Origin of the sequence: Pyxidicoccus sp. MSG2 (genome assembly GCF_026626705.1) — a bacterium.
Lineage (GTDB): Bacteria > Myxococcota > Myxococcia > Myxococcales > Myxococcaceae > Myxococcus.
In genome coordinates, this window is sequence record NZ_JAPNKC010000001.1 from 8,397,115 (window position 1) to 8,418,041 (window position 20,927).

Here is a 20,927-nt window from a genome sequence, read left to right on the forward strand (position 1 = left end):
TCATTCCTGGGACTCCGCCTTGCCGGTGTCGGACGGCTCCGAGGCCAGGAGCTGTTGGACCTCGTCGCCGTCCATCTTCTCGAGCTCGGCCATCATCGTGGCCAGCTCGTCGCCCGGGACCTGGGCCATGGCCTCGAGCAGGCGCAGGGAGAGCTTCTCCACGGTGGGCGCCGCGAAGAAGTCCTTGAGGGGCAGCTCCACCTGGAAGGCCTGCCGCACGCGCGAGACGAGCCGCGTGGCCAGCAGCGAGTGGCCGCCCAGCGACAGGAAGTCGTCGTGGACGCCCACGCGCTCCACCCCGAGCACCTCGCTCCAGAGTCGGGCGACCTCCTGCTCCATCTCGTCGCGCGGGGCGACGTACGTGGCCGCCTGCGAGCGCGAGCCCTCCGGAGCGGGGAGGGCCTTCCTGTCCACCTTGGCGTTGGCCGTGAGCGGGAGGGCCTCCAGCTCCACGAGCGCCGAGGGCACCATGTATTCGGGCAGGTGGCCCTGCAGGAAGGCGCGCAGCGCGGCGATGTCGAGCCGCTGGCCGGGAGCCGGCACGGCGTAGACCACCAGGCGCTTGTCGCCGGGCGCGTCCTCGCGCACCACCGCCACGGCCTCGCGCACCGAGGCGTGGCGCAGCAGCGTCGCTTCCACCTCGGCCAGCTCGATGCGGAAGCCGCGCACCTTCACCTGGTTGTCCAGGCGGCCGAGGAACTCCAGCACCCCGTCCTGCCTCCAGCGCGCCAGGTCTCCGGTGCGATAGAGGCGGGCGCCGGGCTCGCTGGAGAACGAATCGGGGACGAAGCGCTCGGCCGTGAGGTCCGGACGCGACAGGTAGCCGCGCGCCAGGCCCTCGCCGCCGATGTACAGCTCCCCGGGCACGCCCACGGGCACCGGCTGGCAGGCGGCGTCCAGCAGGTACACCCGGGTGTTGGCGATGGGCGAGCCGATGGGCACGGCGCTTCCCACCTGCTCGGGCCGCGTCATCCGGTGGCAGGAGGTGAAAAGCGTGCTCTCGGTGGGGCCGTAGCAGGCGGTGATGGGGATGCGCAGCTCCTCCATCACCCGGCGCACATGCGGCGCGGAGACGACGTCGCCGCCGGTGAGCAACTGGCGCACGCCCTTCAGGCCCTCCAGCTTCAGGTCCACCATCTGCGAGAAGAGGCCCGCGGTGAGGTGGAGCGTCGTCACCCGGTGCCGTGTGAGCACCTGGGTGAGCAGCTCCAGGTCGCTCGGGGACTGGGGCGGGAAGACGACGAGGCGTCCGCCGAAGAGCAGCGGACCCCACACCTCGAGCGTGGAGGCGTCGAAGGAGATGGGGGCGATGAGGAGGAACGTCTCCTCGGGGCCCAGGTGGGCGTAGTGGCTGCCGTGGAACAGCCGCATGACGGAGCGGTGCTCGATGGCGACGCCCTTGGGCCGGCCGGTGCTGCCCGAGGTGAAGTCCACGTAGGCCAGGTTGCGCGAGCCGACGCCCGAGTCCGGTGCCGTGGTGGGCTGGCCCGCCAGCGCCAGCTCCTCCACCAGCAGGCCTGGGAGCTGCGCGGAGACGGGGAGCTGGGTGCTCAGCGCGCGCGAGGTGAGCAGCAGCCGGGGAGGCGCATCTTCCAGCATGAAGGCCAGGCGCTCCGCCGGGTAGGAGGCGTCCAGCGGCAGGTAGGCCCCGCCCGCCTTGAGGATGGCGAGGAGCGAGACGATGAGCTCCACGGAGCGCTCCAGGCAGAGAGCGACGAGGTCATCCGGCCCGACGCCGTGCGCGCGCAGCAGGTGCGCGAGCTGGTTGGCGCGGGCGTCCAGCTCCCGGTAGGTGAGGCGCTGCTCACCGAACTCCAGGGCGATGGCCTCGGGGCGCAGGGCCACCTGCTGCTCGAAGAGGTGGTGGATGCAGGACTCGCCCGGGAAGTCGGTGCGCGTCTGGTTCCACTCCACCACCACCTGGCGGCGCTCGGCCTCGGAGTGCAGGGTGACGTCTTCCAGGCACCGGGTGCCGGAGGCCGCCAGTCCCTCGAGCGCCCTGCGCCAGTGGCCCAGCACCCGCTCCATGCCGCCGCGCTCGAAGCGGGGCGACTCGTAGACGGCGCGCAGGCGCAGCGCCGCGCCCGGGAGCACGGACAGCGTGAGTGGGTAGTTGGTGGCCTCGAAGCCCTGCACGTCCTCCACCTTCAGCGAGGGGGTGGACAGCACGGAGGTGTCGAGCGGGTAGTTCTCGAAGACGACGAGCGACTCGAAGAGCGGCGTGCCGCGGGGCAGGGTGCTGGCGGACTGGATGTGGACGAGCGGGGTGTGCTCGTACTGGCGCTGCTCGAGCTGGGTGGCCTGCAGTGCCTGGAGCCAGGGCAGCAGGGGCGCGGTGGCGGAAGGAATCCGCACGCGGGTGGGCAGCGAGTTGATGAAGAGGCCCACCATGGACTCGGCGCCGGGAAGCTCCGCGGGCCTGCCGGCGACGGTGTTGCCGAAGAGCACGTCCTGCTCGCCGCTGTAGCGCGACAGGACGAGGGCCCAGGCGGCCAGGGCGAGCGTGTGCGAGGTGAGCTGGTGCTGGCGGGCGAAGGCCTGGAGCGCCGTGGTGGCCTCGGGGGACAGGTCCAGCTCCAGCGTGTGCGGGGTGGGGGGCTGTCCCGCGAGCGGCGCGGCGCGCGTGTCGGCGGGCAGCGGCGTGGGAGCGGAGAAGCCCTCCAGGTACGAGCGCCACCAGGACGTGTCCGCCTGGGTGTCGCGCCGCTGCAGCCAGGCGATGTAGTCGCGGAAGGGCGGCGGGGACACGGGCGGGGGCGAGCCGCCAGCGCGCAGCGTGTCGTAGAGGGAGAACACCTCGCCGATGAGCACGCCGAGGCTCCAGCCGTCCACCAGCAGGTGGTGGTGGCTCCAGAGGAAGCGCCAGGTGTCCCCGGCCAGCCGCGCCGCCGTCAGGCGCGTGAGCGGAGCGCGGTTCAGGTCGAAGCCGCGCTGCTTCTCGTCGCCCAGCAGTTGCTCGAAGCGGGCCTGCTGCGCGGACGCCGTCAGCTCGCGCCAGTCCAGCAGCTCGAAGGGCAGCGCCGCGTGCGGGTGCACCACCTGGAGCGGCGTCTCCAGCGCCTCCCAGTGGAAGGAGGAGCGGAGGATGGGGTGGCGCCCGAGGCACGTCTCCCACGCCTGGAGGAAGGCCTTCAGGTCCAGGCCGCCGCGCACCGTCCACGAGAGCTGCTCGAAGTACGCGCCCGACTCGGGGGCCAGCAGCGCGTGGAAGAGCATGCCCTGCTGCATGGGGGAGAGCGGGTAGATGTCCTGGACGTCCGGCCCGGTCCGCTGAAGCAGCGCGTCCAGCGCCGGCTGGGTGAGCGGTGCCAGGGGGAAGTCGCTCGGGGTGAAGCGGCGGGCGTCCTCGGAGTGGCGCGAGGAGATGAGGGTTCGCAGGTGGTGGAGGAAGCGCCCCGCGAGCCGGTCGATGGTGGCGGCCTGGTGCAGGTGGGTGCTGTAGCCGAAGGACACGCGCAGGCACCCGCCGAGCACGGAGCCATTCACCTCCAGCGGGTGGAAGCGCGTGCCGGAGGGCGCGGTGAGGGGGCCAATGGGCTCGTCCGCCAGAGAGAAGAAGCGGCTCGAGGCCACGGTGGCATCGAGCTGCCCGAGGTAGTTGAAGGCCACCTGCGCGGCGGGGAGCGCTTGCAGCCGGCGGGCCGTCTCGGCGGGCCCCATCCACCGCAGCAGGCCGGCGCCGAGGCCGTGGTGGGGCAGGCGGCGCAGCGAGTCACGCACGGCGCGCAGGCCGTCTCCCGTGGAGCCACCGGAGAGCACCGGCAGCAGCACCGGCGTCAGGCTGGTGAACCAGCCGACGGTGCGGCTGAGGTCCACGTCCGGGGAGAGCTCCTCGCGGCCGTGGCCCTCCAGGTCGACGAGGACGTGGGACTGTCCGGTCCACTCGGCCAGGGCCTGGGCGAGCGCCGTCAGCAGCACCTCGGTGATGTGCGCGCGCCATGCGGAGGGGACCTCCTGCAGCAGCAGCTTCGTCTCGTCGGTCTCCAGGGAGATGGAGACGGACTGCTCGGAGGCGCGGGTATTGGGGCCGGTGGCGTCGGCAGGCAGGGGCGCCACGTGCTGTCGGGCCTCGTCCAGCCAGAGGGGCGCCTCGGCCTCCAGGGCCGGCGAGCGGGCATGGGACTCCAGGCGGCGGGCCCAGGCCTGGAAGGAGGTGCTCCGGGCCGGGAGCATCACCGGCTGGCCCTGCTCCAACTGGGAGTAGGTGGACTCCAGGTCCTCCAGCAGCACGCGCCAGGAGACGGCGTCCACGGACAGGTGGTGGACGGCGAGCAGCAGGCGCTGCTGTCCCCCTCCGAGGTGGAAGAGGGCGGCGCGCAGCAGGGGCGGCTCCGACAGGACGAAGCTGGCCTGGAGGCGGGTGGCCTCGGCCTCGAGCGCCGCGGCGCGCGCGTCGGCGGGGAGCGAGGAGAGGTCCACCTGGAGGAGCTGGAAGGAGAGGCCCTCCATCCCCACGTTGTCCTGCACCCACTCGCCGTCCACCTGACGCAGGCGCAGGCGCAGGGCGTCGTGGTGGCCGAGCAGGTGGCGCAGCGTGTCCTCCAGCCGCGAGGCCTCCAGCGGCGAGCGGGTGGCCAGCAGCACGGACTGGTTGAAGTGGTGGGCGTGCTCCGCGTCGTGATGCAGCAGGTGGCGCTGGATGGGGGTGAGGGGCACCGGGCCGGTGATGGGGCCCTGCTCTCCCACGGGCGCGGAGGCGGTCTTCACCACCTGCGCGAGCTGGGCCACCGTCTGGTGCTGGAACAAGTCTCTCGGGGCGAGCACGAGGCCGGCCTGCCGGGCGCGGGCCACCACCTGGAGGCTGATGATGGAGTCCCCGCCGAGGGTGAAGAAGTTGTCGTGCACGCCCACGCTCGGGATGCCGAGCACCTGCGCCCAGATGTCGGCCAGGCGCTGCTCGACGTCATCGCGAGGGGCGACGTGGGTGGACTGCCGCTCGCCGCCCGTGGTTTCCGGAGCGGGCAGGGCCTTCCTGTCCACCTTGCCGCTGGAGTTGAGGGGCAGGGCCTCCAGCGTGACGATGGCGGCCGGCACCATGTACTCGGGCAGCTTGCCCGCCAGGGCGGAGCGCAGGGCGGAGGTGTCGGCCTCCTGGCCCTCGCGCGCCACCACGTAGGCCACCAGCCGCTTGCGGCCGGGCACGTCCTCGCGCACCACCACCACGGCCTCACGCACCAGGGGGTGCTGGAGGAGCACGGACTCCACCTCACCCGGCTCGATGCGGAAGCCGCGCAGCTTCACCTGGAAGTCGACGCGGCCCAGATACTCGAGCTCGCCCTGGGCCAGCCAACGCACCTTGTCTCCCGTGCGGTAGAGGCGGGCCCCCGGCTCGGCGGAGAAGGGATGCGGCACGAAGCGCTCGGCGGTGAGCTCGGGGCGGCCGTGGTAGCCACGGGCCAGGCCCACGCCGCCGATGTAGAGCTCGCCGGGCACGCCCACGGGGACGGGCCGCAGGCCGGCGTCCAGCACGTACGCCTTCACGTTGTGGAAGGGGCGGCCCAGGGTGACGCGCCGGGGGTCCACGTCCGTGTTGACGGCGGCGCATACGGTGGTCTCCGTGGGGCCATAGGCATTGACGAAGCGCCGCCCCGGCTTCCAGCGCGCTACCAGCTCGGGCGTGCACGCCTCTCCGGCGGAGACGAGCGTCTGGACGCCGCTCAGGCTCTCGGGCTCGAGCTGCGCCAGCACCGACGGGGTGAGCTTCAGCGTGGTGATGGACTGCTTCTCCAGCACCTCGAGCAGCGGGGCCCCGGGCATCAACTCCTCGCGCGAGGCCATGACGAGGCACGCCCCGGACAGCAGCGCGGGGAAGACCTCCGACACCGAGGCATCGAAGCTGATGGAGAAGAACTGGAGCAGCCGCCGGCCGGGCCCCAGGTCCATGAAGTCCAGGGTCTGCAGGGCGGTGTTGGTCAGGCCCCGCTGCTGCAGCAGCGTGCCCTTGGGACGGCCGGTGCTGCCCGAGGTGTAGATGACGTAGGCGAGGTTGTCCGCGGTGAGCGTGGTGTCCAGGTCCTCTTCGGACTCGCGCTCCACGCGCTCCCAGTGCTCGTCCATGAGGAAGACGAAGCCGCGCCGGTCGAGCAGGTGCTCCAGCGAGGAGTGGGTGAGGAGCACCGGGGACAGGGCATCCGAGGTGATGTACGCGAGGCGCTCCTCGGGCAGGGTGGGGTCCAGCGCCAGCCAGGCGCCGCCGGCCTTGACGGTGGCGAGCATGGCCACGATGAGCTCGGGCGAGCGCTCCAGGCAGATGGCCACGAGCAGCTCGGGGCCGACGCCGAGCCGGCGCAGGTGGCGCGCGAGCTGGTTGGCGCGGGCGTTGAGCTCGCCGTAGCTGAGCGTCTCGGCACCGAAGCTCACCGCGGGGGCGTCGGGAGTGCGGCGGACCTGCTCCTCGAAGAGGCGGTGGACGAGCGCGGGCTCGGGCAGCTCGCGCCGGGCCTGGTTCCACTCGACGAGCATCTGCTGGCGCTCGGTCTCGGCCTGCATGGGCAGCTCGGACACGCGGGTGTCCAGCGAGGCCACCACGCCCTCCAGCAGCATCCTCAGGTGCCTGACCATGCGCACCAGGGTGCTCTCGTCGAAGAGGTCGGTGTTGTAGTCGAAGGTGCCGCCAATCCCCTCGGGGTAGTCCGTGAGGAAGAGCGCCAGGTCGAACTTGACGACGCTGCTGGCGTGGTCCAGCACGCGCATCGTCATGTCCCCGCTGCGGAAGTCCGCCAGCCGGGGCTCGTCCAGCACGAACCACACCTGGAAGAGGGGGCTGTGGCTGAGGTTGCGCTCGGGCTGGAAGTGCTCCACCAGCTTCTCGAAGGGGATGTCCTGGTGGGCGTAGGCGCCCAGCGTCGACTCACGGACCTGACGCAGCAGCTCGCGGAAGGAGGGGTTGCCCTCCATGCGGGTGCGCAGGACGAGCGAGTTGACGAAGAAGCCGGCGAGCCCCTCCAGCTCCGCGAGGCGGCGGCCGGCGATGGGCGAGCCGACGCTGACATCGTCCTGGCCGGAGTAGCGGTGCAACAGCACCTGGAACACGGTCAGCACGAGCATGAAGGGGGTGACGCCCTCGCGCTGGGCGAGCGCCTTGAGCCCGGTGGACAGCTCACGGGAGAAGGCCAGCGGGAGGGAGGTGCCGCGGAACGTCTGGACCGCGGGGCGGGGCCTGTCGGTGGGCAGCTCCAGCACCGGCGGCGCGCCGGCGAGCTGCTGCTTCCAATACGCGAGCTGGCGCTCCAGCTCCTCGCCCACCAGCCACTGGCGCTGCCACACCGCGTAGTCGGCGTACTGCACCGGCAGCTCGGGCAGCGGCGAGGGTTGACCCTGGACGAAGGCCGCGTACAGGGCGCTCATCTCGCGGATGAGCACGGTGACAGTCCACCCGTCCGAGACGATGTGGTGCATGACGACCACCAGCAGGTGCTCGGTGTCCGTCAGCTTCAGCAGGGTGGTGCGCAGCAGCGGACCCGTGGCCAGGTCGAAGGGCCGCTCGCTCTCCTCGCGGGCCAGACGCAGGGCCTCGGCCTCGCGCGTGGCGGCGGGCAGCGCGCCGAGGTCCACCCGGTTCAGGGCCCGGGCCGTGGGCGCGCCGATGACCTGGTGGGCCTCGCTTCCCTGGGTGCGGTAGGTGGTGCGAAGCACCTCATGGCGGCGCACCAGCTCCGCGAGGCTGCGCTCGAGGGCCGACACGTCGAGCGGGCCCTCCACGCGGATGGCCGCGGGCATGTTGTAGGTGGAGCGCCCGGGCTCGAGCTGCTCGAGGAACCACAGCCGCTGCTGGGCGAAGGACAGCGGCAGCGGCTGCTCGCGCGAGGCGCGCTCGAGGGCGGGCAGCCGTGGCCCCGGCGAGCCGGTGGCGGCGGCGGCCTCGAGCTGCACGGCCAGCTTCTCCAGGGTGGCGGACTCGAAGAGGGTGCGCAGGGGCAGCTCCACGCCGAAGCCGGCGCGGATGCGAGCCATGACCTGGGTGGCCAGCAGCGAGTGGCCGCCGAGCGCCATGAACTCGTCGTGCAGCCCCACCTGCTCCACGCCCAGCAGCTCGCTCCAGATGGCGGCCAGCCGCCGCTCGGTGTCCGTGCGCGGGGCCACGTACTCGGAGGAGGCCGCGGTGTGTGCGCCCTCCAGGGCGGCCAGGGCCTTGCGGTCCACCTTGCCGCTCGTCGTCAGCGGCAGCGACTCCAGGGGGACGAAGGCCGCGGGCACCATGTAGTCGGGCAGCCGCGACAGCAGGGCGGCGCGCAGCGTCTGCGGCTCCACCTGCGCACCGGACCGCGGCACCACGTAGGCCACCAGCCGCTTGTCACCCGGCGCGTCTTCGCGCAGCGCCACCACGGCCTGCGCCACCGCCGGGTGCTCGCAGAGCACGGACTCGATTTCGCCCAGCTCGATGCGGAAGCCGCGCAGCTTCACCTGCTCGTCGCGCCGGCCGAGGAACTCCAGCTCCCCGTCCGCCATCCACCGCACCTCGTCTCCGGTGCGGTAGAGCCGGGCTCCTGGCTCCGTGCTGAAGGGATGGGGGACGAAGCGCTCCGCCGTCAGCGCCGGCTGACCCAGGTAGCCACGGGCCACGCCCGCGCCGCCCACGTACAGCTCGCCGGCCACGCCCACGGGCACCGGCCGCAGCGACGCGTCCAGCACGTACACCTGCACGTTGGGCAGGGCCCGGCCAATGCCGAGCTGCTCGGGCCGCACCGGCCCGCTCACGGTGGCGCAGATGGTGACTTCCGTCGGGCCGTAGGCGTTGAGCAGCGTCCGCCCGGACGACCAGCGCCGCGCCAGCTCCGGCGTGCACGCCTCGCCCGCGGAGATGACGGTCTCCAGCTTCGCGAGGCCCTCCGGTTCCAACTGCGCCAGCACCGACGGCGTCAGCGTCACCGCGGTGATGGACTGCCCCTCCAGCAGCGAGCGCAGCGGCTCGCCAGGCATGAGCTGCTCCTGGCTCGCAATGCACAGGCACGCCCCGGCCACCAGCGTGGAGAACACCTCGCACACGGAGGCGTCGAAGCCGACGCTGGCGAACTGGAGCACCCGGCTGTCGGGCCGGTAGCCATGGGCCACGGCCACCTGCCGCGCGGTGTTGGCCAGGCCGCCGTGGGTGAGCAGCGTGCCCTTGGGACGGCCGGTGCTGCCCGAGGTGTAGATGATGTAGGCGAGGTTGCTGCCCACCACGTGGGTGTCCAGGTCCTCGTCGGACTCGCGCTCCACGCGCTCCCAGTGCTCGTCCATGAGGAAGACGTAGCCGCGCCTGTCGAGCAGGTGCTCCAGCGACGAGTGCGTGAGGAGCACCGGAGTCAGCGCATCCGAGGTGATGTACGCGAGGCGCTCCTCGGGCAGGGTGGGGTCCAACGCCAGCCAGGCGCCGCCGGCCTTGAGGATGGCCAGCATGGCCACCACCCGCTCCACGGAGCGCTCGAGGAACACGGTGACTCGCACCTCGGGGCTCACGCCCACCCGGCGCAGGTGGCGCGCGAGCTGGTTGGCGCGCTCGTTGAGCTCTCCGTAGGTGAGCGTCTCGGAACCGGCGCTCACCGCGGGGGCGTTGGGCGCGCGGCGCACCTGCTCCTCGAAGAGGTGGTGGGCGAGCTGCTCTGTCTGGTTGCCCGGCGTGCGGCTCCACGCGCCCAGAATCTGCTGCCGCTCGGCGTCGGACAGCAGGGAGAGCGCACCCAGTGTCTCGCGCGGGTAGGCCACCAGTCCCTCGAGCGCGGTGCGCCAGTGCGCGAGCAGCCGCCGCATGTCGTCGCGGCGCAGGCGCGGCTCGTCATGGGAGAGGCCCAGCCGCAGGCGCTCACCGGGGACGACGGCGAGGGCGAGCGGGTAGTTGGCGCGCTCGTGCGTCAGCACGTCGCGGATGTCCAGCGAGGCCTTGTGCTTCAGCAGGGCCGCGTCGAGGGGGAAGTTCTCCACGACGAGCAGCGACTCGAAGAGCTGGGTGCCGCGGGGCACCTGACTCCAGGACTGGATGTCCACCAGGGAGGCGAAGTCGTGCTGGCGCAGCTCGGCGAGCTGCTCCTGGAAGGACTGGAGCCAGGGCAGCAGCGGCGAGGCATCCGAGGGCAGCCGGACGCGGATGGGGAGCGAGTTGATGAAGACGCCCACCATGGCGCCCGAGCCGGGCAGCTCGGGAGGACGGCCGGAGACGGTGGTGCCGAAGAGCACCTCGCGCTCGCCGCTGTAGCGCGAGAGGACGACGGCCCACGCGGCGAGCACCAGCGTGTTGAGGGTGACCTGGTGCTGGCGCGAGAAGGCCATCAGCGCGGCGGTGGCCTCGGCGCCGAGCTGCTGCTCGTGGGAGTGCAGCGCGGGCGTCTGCCCCGCGGGAGGGGCGGCATGGGTGTCGCCCGGCAGGGGCGTGGGCTCGGTGAAGCCGGCGAGCGCGGAGCGCCAGAAGCTCTCGTCGGCGGAGGCCTCGCGCCGGCTCAGCCAGGAGATGTAGTCGCGGAAGGGCGGGCGCGAGTCGAGCCGGGCGGAGCCTCCGGAGAGGGCGGCCTCGTAGTGGGCCAGCACGTCCTGGAAGATGAGGCCGAGGCTCCAGCCATCCAGCAGCAGGTGGTGGTGGTTCCAGAGGAAGCGGTGGGTGTGCTCGCCCAGGCGCACGGCCGTGAGGCGCATGAGGGGCGCCCGGCGCGGATCGAACCCGCGCCGCCGGTCCTCCTCGAGGAGTTGCTGGAAGCGGGCCTGCTGCTCGGAGGCGGGCACGCCACGCCAGTCGAGCGTCTCGAAGGGCAGCGTGGCGCGGGCATGCACGGCCTGGAGGGGGGACTCCATTCCCTCCCAGTGGAAGCTGGTGCGCAGGATGGGGTGGCCATCCAGGCTGGCCTGCCACGCCGCGTGGAAGGCCTGCAGGTCCAGCCGTCCCTCCATCGTCCAGGCCATCTGCTCCAGGTAGGCGTCGGAGCCGGGCGACAGCATCCAGTGGAAGAGCAGGCCGTGCTGCAGCGGGGAGACGGGGTAGAGGTCCTCGAGCTCCGGGCCGGTGACGGCCAGCAGCGACTGGAGGGCGGAGGGCGCGACGCGGGCCAGGGGGAAGTCGCCCGGGGTGAAGCGGCGGGCGTCCTCGGAGTGGCGCGAGGAGATGAGGGCGCGCAGGTGATGGAGGAAGCGCCCCGCGAGCCGCTCGATGGTGGCGGCCTGGTGCAGGTGCTCGCTGTAGCGGAAGGCCAGGCGCAGGCGCCCGCCGAGCACGGAGCCAATCACCTCCAGCAGGTGGTCTCTCGTGCCCGCGGGAGCGGCGTGGGGGCCGGTGTCCTCATCGGTGAGGACGAAGAGGGCGCTGGTGGCGGCGGACGTGTCGAGCTGGCCCAGGTAGTTGAAGAGGACGGGGGCGCCGGGCAGCGCGCGCAGGGGCCGGGCGATGGCATCCGGGCCCATCCACCGCAGGAGCCCGAAGCCGATGCCGTGGTGGGGCAGGCGGCGCAGCGAGTCGCGCACGGAGCGCAGGCCCTCGCCCGGAGTGCCCTGGGCGGGCACCCGGAGCAGCACGGGGGCCACGGAGGTGAACCAACCCACGGTGCGCGAGAGGTCCACGCCCTCGGCGAGCTGCTCCTGGCGGCCATGGCCCTCGAGGTCCACGAGCATCTCGGCGTGTCCGGTCCACTCGCCGAGCGTCTGGGCGAGCGCCGTCAGCAGGACGTCATCGAGGCGCGCACGCCAGGCGGAGGGAGTCTCCTGCAGCAGCAGGCGCGTCTCGTCCTGCTCGAGCTGGACGGAGACGGCGCGCTCGGAGGCGCGGGTGTTGGTGCCGGAGGTGTCGAGCGGCAGTCCGGGGAGTTGCCGCTGAGAGGGCTCCATCCACAGGGGCGCCTCGGCGGCGAGCGCCTCGGAGCGGGCGATGGACTCCAGGTGCCGCGCCCACGCCTGGAAGGAGGTGCTCTTGGGCGGCAGCGCCACCGGCCGGCCCTGGGCAAGCTGCTGGTAGACGGACTCGAGGTCCTCCATCAGCACGCGCCAGGACACGGCGTCGACGACGAGGTGGTGGAGGCAGAGGAAGAGCTGCTGGGGCTCGCCCCCACCGGAGACGAAGAGGGCGGCGCGCAGCAGCGGCGCCTCGGAGAGACGGAAGGAGGACTGCAGGCGCGAGGCCTCGTCCCTCAGGGCCGCGGGCCGCTCATGGGCGGGCAGCGCGGAGAAATCATGCACGTGCAGCGGCACGGAGAGCTGCTCGGGGGCGGCGTGCTCCTGGTGCCACGTGTCGCCCTGCCGCGTCAGGTGCAGGCGGAGCGCGTCGTGGTGCGAGACGAGGGCCTGGAGGGCCTGCCGCAGCAGCGGGGCCTGGAGGGGCTGGCGGGCCCGCAGCAGCACGGACTGGTTGAAGTGGTGCGCGTGCTCCGCGTCGTGGTGCAGCAGGTGGAGCTGGATGGGGGTGAGGGGCACGGGGCCGGAGACGGGGCCCTGCGAGGCGGCCTCCACGGGAGCGGCCGTCCGCGCCACCGGGGCGAGCCCGGCGATGGTCTGGTGCTGGAAGAGCTCCCTCGCGGACAGGAGCAGTCCGGCCTGACGGGCGCGGGCCACCACCTGGAGGCTGATGATGGAGTCGCCACCCAGCTCGAAGAAGTTGTCGTGGATGCCCACGCGGGGCACGCCGAGGAGGGCGCTCCAGATAGAGGCCAGACGCTCCTCCACCTCGTTGCGCGGCGCCACGAAGGCACGGCCGGAGGTCAGGTGCGTGGCGGCGGGAGCGGGCAGGGCCTTCCTGTCCAGCTTGCCGTTGGGGTTGAGGGGCAGGGCCTCCAGGGGGACGAAGGCCGACGGCACCATGTACTCGGGCAGCGTCTCCTTCAGCAGGGAGCGCAGCGCGGAGGACTCCATGGACTGGCCCTCGCGCGCCACGACGTAGGCCACCAGGCGCTTGTCGCCCGGAGCGTCCTCGCGCACCACGGCCACTGCCTCGCGCACCGCGGGGTGGCGCAGCAGGGCGGACTCCACTTCACCCAGCTCGATGCGGAAGCCGCGCAGCTTCACCTGGGAGTCGATGCGGCCCAGGAAGTCGAGCGAGCCATCCGCCAGGAAGCGCACCCGGTCGCCCGTGGCGTAGAGGCGCTGGCCGGGCCGGGCGCTGAAGACGTCCGGGATGAAGCGCTCGGCGGTGAGCTCGGGCGCGTCCAGGTAGCCGCGGGTGATGCCGGCGCCGCCGATGTAGAGCTGGCCGGGCACGCCCACGGGCACGGGCCGCAGCGCCTCGTCCAGCACGTACACGCGGACGTCGCGGATGGGGCGGCCGATGGACACGCGGGACGTGGGGCCGCTGGCGGCGAAGCGGTGCACGGTGGTCCACACGCTGCCTTCGGTGGGGCCGTACTCGTTGTGCAGCCCGGCCTCGGGCAGCAGGGCGTGGTGGTGCTCCACCAATTCGGCCGGGCACGACTCACCGGCGACGATGGCCGCGCGCAGCGTGGCCAGCTCTCCGGGCCGGGCCTGCTCCAGCAGCACCCGGTAGAAGGACGGCACGGTGAGCAGGTGCGAGACGCGCTCGCGGGCGATGAGCGCCGTGAGGGCGTGCAGGTCCTGCTGCGTGTCCCCCTCGGGCAGCACCAGGGTGCCACCCTCGCACAGGCTCCAGAAGACACCCGCCACGGAGCTGTCGAAGGCGATGGAGGACAGCAACAGGTAGGCCGAGGGCGGCGCGCCGTAGTGCGCGTTGCGCGCCCGCGTGGAGTGCACGAGGTTGCGGTGGCTGACCACCACGCCCTTGGGCCGGCCGGTGGAGCCGGAGGTGTAGATGACGTAGGCGGCGGTGTCGGGCGACTGCGCGGAGGCGAGCGGCCCGGCGGCGCACGCGGCGATGGCCTCGGCGTGGGTGTCCACGCAAACGACGGGGCACGCGGCGGACGGGAAGAGGTCGAGCAGGGCGCCGCGGGTCACCACGGCGCGCGGCCGCGAGTCCTCCAGCAGCAGGGCCAGACGCTCGCGCGGGTAGGACGGATCCAACGGCACGTAGGCGCCGCCGGCCTCGAGGATGGCGAGCAGGGCCACGACCAGCTCGGTGGAGCGCTCCAGGCACAGGGCGACGCGCACCTCGGGGCCCACGCCCAGCGAGCGCAGATGCAAGGCGAGCTGGCGGGACTGGCGCGACAGCTCGCCATACGTGAGCGAGTGCGCGCCGCACACCACGGCCAGCGCGTCCGGGGTGCGCGAGGCCACCGCGGCCACGAGCTCGTGGACGAGGACATCATGGGTGAGGCCGGAGGGCGTGCCGCCACTCCACTCCCCGAGCAGCAGGTGGCGCTCGTCAGCGGTGAGCAGCGAGAGGCTGTCGAGCGGAGCCTCGGGCCGGGCCACCACGGCCTCCAGCAGCACGCGCAGGTGCTGGACCAGTCGCGTGGCGGTGCTCTCGTCGAACAGGTCGGTGTTGTACGCCAGTCCGCCAGCGAGCCCGCCGTCGGCGAGGAATCCCACGTCCAGGGTGAGCTCGAACTTGGCCACGCTGGTGTCCACCGGGAGGGGCGTCAGGGCCAGTGCCGCCTCGCGCAGGGTGGGAACGAGCGCGTCCTGCAGGGAGAACATGACCTGGAAGAGCGGGGTGCGGCTCAAGTCGCGCACGGGCTGGAGCTCGTCCACCAGCTTCTCGAAGGGCACGTCCTGGTGCTCGTAGGCGCCGAGCGTCGTCTCGCGCACCTGGGCCAGTAGCGCGCGGAAGGAGCCGCCCGCGGAGAGGCGCGAGCGCAGCACGAGCGTGTTGGCGAAGAAGCCGATGAGGCCCTCGAGCCCGGCATGGCGGCGGTTGGCGATGGGGGTGCCAACGCTGACGTCCTCCTGGCCGGAGTAGCGCGCGAGCAGCGTCTGGAAGGTGGCCAGCAGCACCATGAAGGGCGTGACGCCCTCTCGCTGGCAGAGGACCTTCACGGACTCCATCAGCTCCCGCGGCAACACCACGGGGACGCTGGCACCGCGCGAGGAGAGCACCGCGGGACGGGGCCTGTCGCCGGGCAGCTCCAGGGCCATGGACGCCCCGGCGAGCTGCTGCTTCCAGTACGCGAGCTGCGCGTCGAGCACCTCGCCCTGGAGCCACTCGCGCTGCCAGAGGGCGTAGTCCGCGTACTGCAGGGGCAGCTCGGGCAGGGGCGAGGCCTGGCCCTGGCGGAAGGCCTCGTAGAGGGCCGCCAGCTCTCGCACCAGCACGCCCAGGGACCAGCCGTCGGAGACGGAGTGGTGCATGTTGAGCAGCAGCACGTGCTCGGCGCCGGAGAGCCGCAGCAGCGTGGTGCGCAGCAGCGGACCGGTGGACAGCTCGAAGGCGGTTCGCGCTTCCTCGCGGGCGAGGCGGAGGGCCTCGGCCTCGCGCTGCGCCTCGGGCAGTTCCGTCAGGTCCACCACGGCGAGGGGCCGCGGGGCCGCGGGCGCGATGACCTGGACGGCCTGGCTCCCCTCGGAGCGGAAGGTGGTGCGCAGCGGCTCGTGGCGGCGCACCAGCTCATCGAAGCTCCGCTGGAGGGCGGAGGCGTCCAAAGGCCCTTGCAGCCGCATGGCGGCGGGCATGTTGTAGGTGGCGGTGCCCGGGGTGAGCTGGTCGAGGAACCACAGTCGCTGCTGGGCGAACGACAGGGGCGGCGGGCCCGAGCGCTCCATGCGGCGCGGGGCCGGCAGCCCGGAGGACTGTCCCTGGCGGGCGGCGTCCAGGCGCGTGGCGAGTGCCTCGAGGGTGGGGGCCTCGAAGAGGGCGCGCAGGGGGAGCTCCACGCCGAAGGCGGAGCGGATGCGCGAGGCCACCTGGGTGGCCAGCAGCGAGTGGCCACCCAGGGAGAAGAAGTCGTCCTGGCGGCCCACGCGGGGGACTTGCAGCACCTGGGCCCAGAGGGTGGCCAGCAGCTCCTCGGTGGCGGTGCGCGGCGGCGTGTACTCGTGGCTCGGGGCGAGCCCGGAGCCCTCGGGCACGGGCAGTTGCTTGCGGTCCACCTTGCCGTTGGGCGTCTGCGGGAAGGCCGCCATCGGCACGAAGGCCGAGGGCACCATGTACTCGGGCAGCTTCTCCTTGAGGAAGGAGCGCAGGGCGGCCACGTCCAGCACCTGCCCGTCCTGGGGCACCACGTAGACCACGAGGCGCTTGTCACCCGGCACGTCCTCGCGTGCCATGGCCACGACGGACCGCACGGAGGGGTGCTGGAGGAGCACGGACTCCACCTCGCCCAGCTCGATGCGGAAGCCGCGCAGCTTCACCTGGAAGTCGATGCGGCCCAGGAACTCGAGCTGGCCGTCGGCGCGCCAGTACACCCGGTCACCGGTGCGGTAGAGGCGCGCGCCCGGCGTGGGGGAGAACGCATCCGGCACGAAGCGCTCGGCGGTGAGCTCGGGGCGGCCGAAGTAGCCACGGGCCAGACCCAGGCCGCCCAGGTACAGCTCTCCGGGCACGCCGATGGGCACCGGCCGCAGCCGCGCGTCGAGCACGTAGGCCTGGGTGCCGGGCAGCGGGCGGCCGATGTGCGGCGTCGCCGTCTCGCCGGGAGAGATGGCCGTCCAGGTGGAGTAGGTGGTGTCCTCGGTGGGGCCGTAGAGGTTGTAGAGCACCTTCACCGCGGCGGCGGCGTGGATGCCCTGGGCCAGGGGCGCGGTGAGGGGCTCGCCGCACAGGTTGACGGTGTGCACCGTGTGGGGCACGGCGCGCTGGCGCACCAGCTCGGCCATGGCCGAGGGCACGGTGTTGATGAGCGTCACCTCGGAGACGGCGGGCAGCGACGGCAGGGCCAGCGCATTGTCGGCCAGGTAGACGCAGCCGCCGCACGCGGGAGGCACGAACAGCTCGAAGACGGACAGGTCGAAGCAGACGGAGGTGGAGGCCAGCACGCCGGCGAGCTGCGCCGGGGTGAAGGTGTCGAGCGCCCAGCGCACGAAGGCCACCGCGCTGCGGTGTTCGAGCGCCACGCCCTTGGGGCGGCCGGTGGAGCCGGAGGTGTAGAGGATGTAGGCCAGGTCCCCCGTCCCGTTGAGGCAGGGCGGGCGCGTGGTGGGGTGTTGCTCGAAGGCGCCGGGCTCGTCGAGCAGCACGAGGGTGGGGGCGTTGAGCTCGCGGGCCAGCGGCACCAGCGAGTGCTGGGTGAGCAGCAGCGGGCTGCGCGAGTCCTCGAGGGTGAAGGCCAGCCGCTGGGTGGGGTACGTGGGGTCCAGCGGCATGTACGCGCCGCCGGCCTTGAGGATGGCGAAGAGGGCCACCGGGAGCAGCTCGGTGCGCTCCAGGCACAGGGCCACGGGGACACCGGGGCCCACGCCCAGCGAGCGCAGGTGCCAGGCGAGCCGGTTGGCGCGCTGCTCGAGCTCGCTGTAGGTGAGGCGCCGGGTGCCCGCGACGAGCACGGTGGCGTCCGGGGTGCGCTCCACCTGGCGCTCGAAGAGCTGGTGCAGGGCCACGTCCACGACGGGGGCGGGCAGGGCGCGGTTCCACACCTCCACCACCTGGCGGCGCTCGGCCTCGGGCAGCAGGGGCAGCTCGGACAGGGGCGCCTCGGGATGGGCGAGCACCCCGTCCAGCAACACGCCCAGGTGCTCCACCAGGCGGGCCGCGGTGGCGGCGTCGTACAGGCTGGTGGCGTACTCCAGCGAGCCCGCGAGTCCGTGCTCCGACTCCGCGAGCTGCAGGGTGAAATCGTACTTGGCGCTGTGGCTCTCCAGCTCCACGCCACGCAGCGCCAGGCCGGGCAGACGGAAGCCCGGCAGCGGGTCCGGATGGAGGATGAGCATCACCTGGAAGAGGGGGCTGCGGCTCATGTCGCGCACGGGCTGCAGCGTCTCCACCAGCTTCTCGAAGGGCACCTCCTGGTGGGCATAGGCGCCCAGCGTCACCTCACGCACCCGCGCGAGCAGCTCGCGGAAGGAGGGGTTGCCACCCAGTTGCGTGCGCAGCACCAGGTTGTTGACGAAGAAGCCGATGAGGCCCTCCGTGCTGGCGCGGCCGCGGCCGGCGATGGGCGAGCCGATGCTGATGTCGTCCTGGCCGGAGTAGCGGTGCAGCAGCGTCTGGAAGGCGGCCAGCAGCAGCATGAAGGGCGTGACGCCCTCGCGCAGCGCGAGCGCCTGGAGCCGCTCCCACTGCTCGCGCGACAGCCGCACCGGGTGGCTGGCGCCGCGCGAGTCCTGCACGGGCGGACGGGCCCTGTCGGTGGGCAGCTCGAGCTGGGCGGGCGCTCCGGCGAGCTGCCGCTTCCAGTACGCGAGCTGGGTGTCCAGCACCTCGCCCTGGAGCCGCTGGCGCTGCCAGACGGTGTAGTCCGCGTACTGCACGGGCAGCGCGGGCAGGGGCGAGGGCCGGCCCTGGGAGAAGGCCTCGTAGAGGGCGGCCACCTCGCGCACCAGCACGCCCATGGACGCGCCGTCGGAGACGATGTGGTGCATGCACAGCACCAGCACGTGCTCGCTGTCCGACAGCCGCAGCAGCGTGGTGCGCAGCAGCGGGCCGTGGGCGAGGTCGAAGGGGCGCAGCGCCTCCTGGTACGCCAGGCGCAGCAGCTCGGCCTCGCGCTCCGGGGCGGGCAGGGCGCTCAGGTCCACCCGTCCCAGCGTCACGGTGCCCTCGGCCCGCACGTGCTGCACGGGCTGCTCCTGCCCGGCCTGGAAGGTGGTGCGCAGCACCTCGTGGCGCCGCACCACCTCGGTGAAGCAGTGCTCGAGCGCCGCGGCATCCAGCGTGCCCTCCAGCCGCACGGCGGCGGGGAGGTTGTAGCGCGGGCTGCCCGGCTCGAGCTGATCCAGGAACCACAGCCGCTGCTGGGCGAAGGACAGCGGCAGCGGCCGTTCGCGAGCCTCCGCCGTCCGCGGCGCCAGCACGTCCGTGCGCGCGCCCTGCCACAGCCGCCGCGCCAGCTCGGCCAGGGAGGGCCCGCTCAGCAGCGCCTCCATGGGCAGGGCCACGCCCAGCCCCTTCTCCACCTCGTACGTCACCTCCACCGCGGCCAGCGAGTCCACGCCGTAGCGCGTGAGCGGCTCGTCCCGCTCCAGCTCCTCCGGGGCCACCTTCAGCCGCTGGGCCAGCCGCGTGCGCAGCCACTGCTCGAGCGCCTCGAGCGTCTCGGGCCGGCGCTCCTCCTCCCCGGTGGCGGGTGCCGGCGGCACGGAGGCCGGGGCGTCCGCGTCCCGCCGGCCCTCCCACGCCTCCACGAGGCGCAGCTCCCCGGCCAGCCAGGCCGCGCGGGTGGCGCGCCGTTGAATCTTCCCGCTGGACGTCTTGGGCAGGTTGCCGGGCTCGATGAGCACCAGGGCATGGAGCTGCAGCTCATGGACCTCCGCCACCCGCTGGCGGAGCTCCCGCACCACCGTGTCCATCTCCAGCGGCTGGCGGCGCGTGTCCGCCTCGTACACCAGCACCAGACGCTCCTCGCCCTCCACCTCCACCGAGAAGGCCGCGCCGCACCCGGCCCGCAGCGCGCGGCTCGCCTGCTCCGCCGTCAGCTCGATGTCCTGCGGGTGGTGGTTGCGCCCGCGGATGATGATGAGGTCCTTCAGGCGGCCGGTGACGAAGAGCTGGCCGTCCCGCAGGAAGCCCTGGTCTCCGGTGCGCAGGAAGGGCCCCGCGCCCTCCGCCGTCCGCGCGTGGAAGTCCCGCACGGTGTCCTCGGGGCGGCCCCAGTAGCCGCGGGCCACGCTCGGGCCCTTCACCCAGATCTCCCCCACGTCCCCGGGCGCGCAGCGCGCGTGCGTCTCCGGGTGGATGACGAGCACCTCCTGGTCCTGGAGCGACACGCCGCAGCCCACCAGCGTCTGGGCCCTGGGGTGCGTGGGCTCCGCCAGCACCACGCGGCCTTCGCGCAGCCGCTCCACGTCCAGCGGCTGGAGCACGGGGGGCACGCCCACGTCTCCGCCCGAGACGATCAGCGTGGCCTCGGCCAGGCCGTAGCACGGGTAGAAGGCCTCGCGGCGGAAGCCACTGCATGCGAATGCCCGCTCGAAGCGCTCGAGCGTCTCGGGGCGGATGGGCTCGGCGCCGCAGAACGCCACCTCCCAGCGGCTCAGGTCCAACGCCTGCCGCTCGGCCTCGGTCGTCCTGCGCACGCACAAATCGAAGGCGAAGTTGGGCCCGCCGCTGATGGTGCCCCCGGTGCGCGACAGCTCCTCCAGCCAGCGCAGCGGGCGGCGCAGGAAGGTCATCGGCGACATGAGCGAGGTGGAGAAGCCCCCGTACACCGTGCCGAGGATTCCGCCGATGAGCCCCATGTCATGGTACGGCGGCAGCCAGATGACGCCCGCGCTGCCCTCGTGCATCCGGAACGCGCCGTGGATGAGCTTCAGGTTGTGCAGCAGGTTGCCGTGGCTGAGCTCCACGCCCTTGGGCGTACCCGTGGAGCCCGAGGTGTACTGGAGGAAGGCCAGCGAGTCGCGCCCCTGCTCCGGCCGCTTCCATCCCGCCTCCGTCCCCTCCGGCAGCTCGTCCGTGGCCATCCAGCGCAGCGCCTTCAGGTCCGGCGCCGTCTCGAAGAGCATCTCCCCCATGGAGAGGATGAACGAGGTGGTGAGGACGACGGTGGCCTGGGCGTCCTGGATGATGGCGCGCAGGCGCGGCAGCGTGCGCTCGAGCCGGGTGGGATCAGGCGGATAGGCCGGCACCGCCACCACGCCCGCGGCCAGACAACCGAAGAAGCCCGCCACGTAGTCCAGCCCCGGAGGGTAGAGCAGCACCGCGCGCTCGCCGGCCGCCGTCACCTGCTGCAGCGCCGCGCCGATGCGCCGCGCACGCCGCAACAATTCCGCGTTGCTGAGGACCGTCTCGTCCCCTGGCTCATCCTCGACGAAGGTGAAGAGCGGAGCCTCACGGCGCGACTCGGAACGCTCTTCAAGCAAATCCAGCAGCGTGTTCGCCTCGGAACCAGGGGCGGACGGCTTCATGTCAGGGGGCCTCAGGACGACTGGTGACGGCACCGTCTCGAGCGAGCGGCGCAACGGCACGAAAATGTGTGTTGGTTTAAACGAATGTTTTGTTTCCAGCAATGCCTGAAAAATTTGCTAGGGCAGTGCAA

Annotated in this window: 1 protein-coding gene; it reads right to left on the minus strand. The window is 72.7% G+C overall.

What is annotated here, in order from left to right; all coding sequences use genetic code 11:
• Window positions 1-20,796 carry a non-ribosomal peptide synthase/polyketide synthase gene (locus OV427_RS32905; RefSeq protein ID WP_267860169.1) on the minus strand — a complete coding sequence of 6,932 codons (20,796 nt, stop codon included), beginning with the start codon at window positions 20,794-20,796 and terminating at the stop codon, window positions 1-3.
• Window positions 20,797-20,927: the final 131 nt, after the last annotated feature.

Bases quoted from the DNA above. Each gene is read 5' to 3' on its own strand.
- OV427_RS32905 (WP_267860169.1), bottom strand. From the start codon at position 20,796: ATGAAGCCGTCCGCCCCTGGTTCCGAGGCGAACACGCTGCTGGATTTG.